Genomic DNA, 3,411 nt, shown 5'->3' with positions numbered 1-3,411 from the left:
CCGGCGAAAACGGCCCGGAATTGCCGGCGATACCGCCCCCGCCTCATGCCGCGTCCTCCCTGCGCTGCGCGCAGAAATCCGTGTCCGAACACACGAACATCCGCCCGCCCCGGTCGTCGGTGATCACCTCGTCGAGATAGGTGTCCTCCGCCCCGCAGAGGGCGCAAGGGTGCGGCGCCTTCGAGGGATCGAAGGGATGATCCTCGAAATCGAGGCTCACCACGCGCGTCCAGGGCGGCACCGCGTAGATCCGCTGCTCCCGCCCCGCCCCGAAGAGCTGCAGGGCCGCGCTCTCGAGCTTGGGATTGTCGAATTTCGGGATCGGCGAGGGGTCCATGACGTAGCGGCCCTCGACCTTCACCGGGTAGGCATAGGCCGTCGCGATCTCGCCATGCCGCGAGATGTCCTCGTAGAGCTTCACGTGCATCAGCCCGTAATCCTCGAGCGCGTGCATCCGGCGGGTCTCGACCTCGGAGGGTTCGAGGAAGCGGAGCGGCTCGGGGATCGGCACCTGGTAGACGAGGATCTGGTCCTCGGTCAGGAGCGTCTCGGGGATGCGGTGACGGGTCTGGATGATCGTCGCCTCCGACGTCCGCTCGGTCACCGCCACACCCGCCGTCCTCTCGAAAAAGCGGCGGATCGAGACCGCGTTCGTCGTGTCGTCGGCCCCCTGGTCGATGACCTTGAAGGTGTCCTCGGGCGTCAGGCAGGCGGCCGAGACCTGCACGCCGCCGGTGCCCCAGCCATAGGGCATCGGCATCTCGCGGCTCGCGAAAGGCACCTGGTAGCCCGGCACCGCGACGCCTTTCAGGATCGCGCGGCGGATCATCCGCTTGGTCTGCTCGTCGAGATAGGCGAAGTTGTAGCCGGTGTCGCTCATGTCATCCTCGCGAAATCGCCATGATGGCGCCGGATTGCGCGCCCATGTCGGGGCCGCATGTCAAAAGGGCCGGCGCCGTGTTTCCGCTGATCTTCGCCATTCTCTTCACATTGCTCAGTGCGGTTCTGATCCTGCCGAACATGGGCGATCTCGCGCCATGGGAACGCGCGCTCGCACTTCTCTTCCCGATCTTCGGGCTCGTCGCGATCCACACGGCCTGGGTTCGCTGGCGCCGCCGCCGGACCCTGCGCATCGAAAACGACGGGGAGACGACCTGGTACGTCTGGATCGAGATCGACGGCACGCCGCGCCGCTCCACGAAGGACCCGCGCGAGGACTGGGATGCCGAGGGCGACGGCGACGGGGACGGCGGCGACTGACGCGCCCCGGCCGCCCCCGCCGAATTTTCGTACGAAAATTCGCACCCGCCCCTCATTCGGCCGCCTCCTGCCGCGCGGCGGCCGTCGCCTCGGCCCGCAGCCTCCGGATCAGTTCCAGCTCCGACTGGAAGTCGACGTAGTGCGGCAGCTTGATGTGCTCGAGAAAGCCCGTCGCCTGCACGTTGTCCGAGTGGTAGAGCACGAACTCCGCGTCCTGCGCAGGCGCGCCGACATTGTCCTCGCCGAGGTCCTCCCAGCGCAGCGCCCGGTCGACGAGCGCCATGGAGATCGCCTTGCGCTCGGTCTGGCCGAAGACGAGACCGTAGCCGCGGGTGAATTGCGGCGGTTCCGTCTTCGAGCCGGCGAACTGGTTCACCGTCTCGCATTCGGTCAGGACGACCTCGCCCAGGTCGATGGCGAAGCCGAGCTCGGGGATGTCCATCTCGACGGGCACCGCGCCGATGCGGAGCTCGCCCACGAAGGGATGGTTCCGGCCATAGCCGCGCTGCGTCGAATAGGCCATCGACAGCACGAAGCCCTCGTCGCCGCGCGTCAGCGCCTGGAGGCGCAGCGGCCGGTCGGCGGGGAAGTCGAGCGGTTCGCGCGTCAGGTCGCGCGGCGTCTCCGGGCCTTCGGGCTCGGGCTGGATCAGGTCCTCGCGGGCGAGGAAGTCGGTCACGTGCGGCATCGGCCGGTCCGCCGCCTCTCCCGTCGCGGGCGCGGGCACCTCGAGGCCCTCGGCGGCCAGCGCGAAGTCCAGCAGGCGGTGGGTATAGTCGAAGGTCGGGCCCAGCACCTGCCCGCCGGGGAGGTCCTTGAAGGTCGCCGAGATGCGCCGGTCGCAGGCCATGGCGCCGGTGTCCACCGGGCGCGAGGCGCCGAAGCGCGGCAGCGTCGTGCGGTAGGCGCGGATCAGGAAGACCGCCTCGATCAGGTCGCCGCGCGCCTGCTTGATGGCGAGCGCGGCGAGGTCGGGATCGTAGAGCGAGCCCTCGGCCATGACCCGGTTGACCGCGAGGCGGAGCTGCTCGCGGATCTGCGCGATGGAGAGCTCGGCCACGGAGGGATCGCCGCGGCGCTCCTCGGCGAGCCAGGCATGGGCGTTGTCGATGGCGCGTTCGCCGCCCTTGACCGCGACATACATGGCTCAGTCCTCCCCGACCTTCGTGGAGCGCGGCAGGCCCGCGACCGCATCGCCGCAGGTGAGGAAGCAGTCGAAGCCCAGCGGGAAGCGCGTCCGGTTGCGCCGGAACGCCTCCGTCTCGGGCAGAGAGAGCCGCGCCTCCGTCTCGATGCCGGGGCCGGTCAGCCGCGCGCCGGAGGGGGTCAGCGCCGCCATCTCCACGATCAGCGTCGCCGCGCGGTCGGGGTATTCCGGCGTGCCGGGCGAGAACCGCGCGACGGGGTGCAGCGCCTCCCAGGTGCCGAGCGCGAAGGTGGCCTTCTCCGCCTCCGCGAGGGGCGCACCGGTGTGGAAGGCGATCCAGCCGCGCAAGCCCTCGGTGTCGTGCGAGGGCGCGAGGTGCAGCGGCGTGGTCGTGTCGCAGAGCGTCAGGATCAGCGCCCCCGCGGCGGGCGAGCACGGCGCGGGCGGCGCGGCGCCCTGGATCCGCGCGATCCGGCCGGGACGCGAGAGCGCGGTGAGCGCGGCGCGGAAGGCATGGGCCGCCTCGCGGGGCGGATCGGCGAACCCGCCGTCGAGATGGGTCGCGATCATGCGTTGTCCCCCCGGACCATGGTGAAGAACTCGACCTTCGTGGCGGCAGCCTTCGCCGCGCGTTCGGCGCGCCGCGCCTCGGCCTCGCGCCGGAGCGGGGCGAGGATGGCCGTCTCGAGCGCGCGCGCCTGCCCCGCCTCGGACAGCGCGTCGATCAGCGCGGCGATGCGCGCGGCTTCGCGGCTGCGCCCCTGGACATGGCCGTGTCCGACCGCGCCGCCCGGCAGGCGCACGGAGCAGCGCGTCACCGTCATCTCGCCGAGGTTGAAGGGCGCGCCCTTCGCGCCCGCCCGCCCGCGCACCATCACGGTGCCGATCTCGGGCGGACGCAGCGTCTCGTGCGCGGGCTCCGCCGCGCCGTCGAGCCACCCCTCCCAGAGCGCGCGGAGCGCGTCCTCGGGCGCGCGCGCCAGCGTCGAGAGCCGGGCGCGCCG

5 protein-coding genes are annotated in these 3,411 nt (G+C 71.4%); 1 reads left to right on the top strand and 4 read right to left on the bottom strand.

The window, feature by feature from the left end:
* Positions 1 to 43 precede the first annotated feature (43 nt).
* Positions 44 to 880: an alpha-D-ribose 1-methylphosphonate 5-phosphate C-P-lyase PhnJ gene (locus tag ACTS11_RS19515; protein WP_442641952.1), complete on the bottom strand. Its 837-nt coding sequence runs from the start codon at positions 878 to 880 to the stop codon at positions 44 to 46.
* 110 nt (positions 881 to 990) lie between these two features.
* On the opposite strand from ACTS11_RS19515, the gene ACTS11_RS19510 reads away from it, so the two are divergent.
* Complete coding sequence (locus ACTS11_RS19510; protein ID WP_442641951.1) at positions 991 to 1,260, top strand: hypothetical protein; 270 nt, start codon at positions 991 to 993, stop codon at positions 1,258 to 1,260.
* A gap of 52 nt (positions 1,261 to 1,312) precedes the next feature.
* Here ACTS11_RS19510 and ACTS11_RS19505 read toward each other — a convergent pair whose 3' ends face one another.
* The 3 genes from ACTS11_RS19505 to phnG all read right to left on the bottom strand — a co-directional run.
* Positions 1,313 to 2,404: a carbon-phosphorus lyase complex subunit PhnI gene (locus tag ACTS11_RS19505; protein WP_442641950.1), complete on the bottom strand. Its 1,092-nt coding sequence runs from the start codon at positions 2,402 to 2,404 to the stop codon at positions 1,313 to 1,315.
* A 3-nt stretch (positions 2,405 to 2,407) separates the two neighbouring features.
* Positions 2,408 to 2,977 (bottom strand): phosphonate C-P lyase system protein PhnH, encoded by a 570-nt coding sequence (gene phnH, locus ACTS11_RS19500; protein WP_442641949.1) that lies wholly within the window; start codon positions 2,975 to 2,977, stop codon positions 2,408 to 2,410.
* The coding region (phnG, locus tag ACTS11_RS19495; RefSeq protein WP_442641948.1) for a phosphonate C-P lyase system protein PhnG at positions 2,974 to 3,411 on the bottom strand (438 nt) is incomplete at its 5' end. The genes phnH and phnG, both read right to left, overlap by 4 nt.

It is taken from the genome of Roseicyclus sp. (genome assembly GCF_052168335.1).
Taxonomy (GTDB): Bacteria; Pseudomonadota; Alphaproteobacteria; order Rhodobacterales; family Rhodobacteraceae; genus Roseibacterium.
Note: the sequence above shows the minus strand (reverse complement) of the source record. Positions and strands in the feature narration are given on the sequence as shown.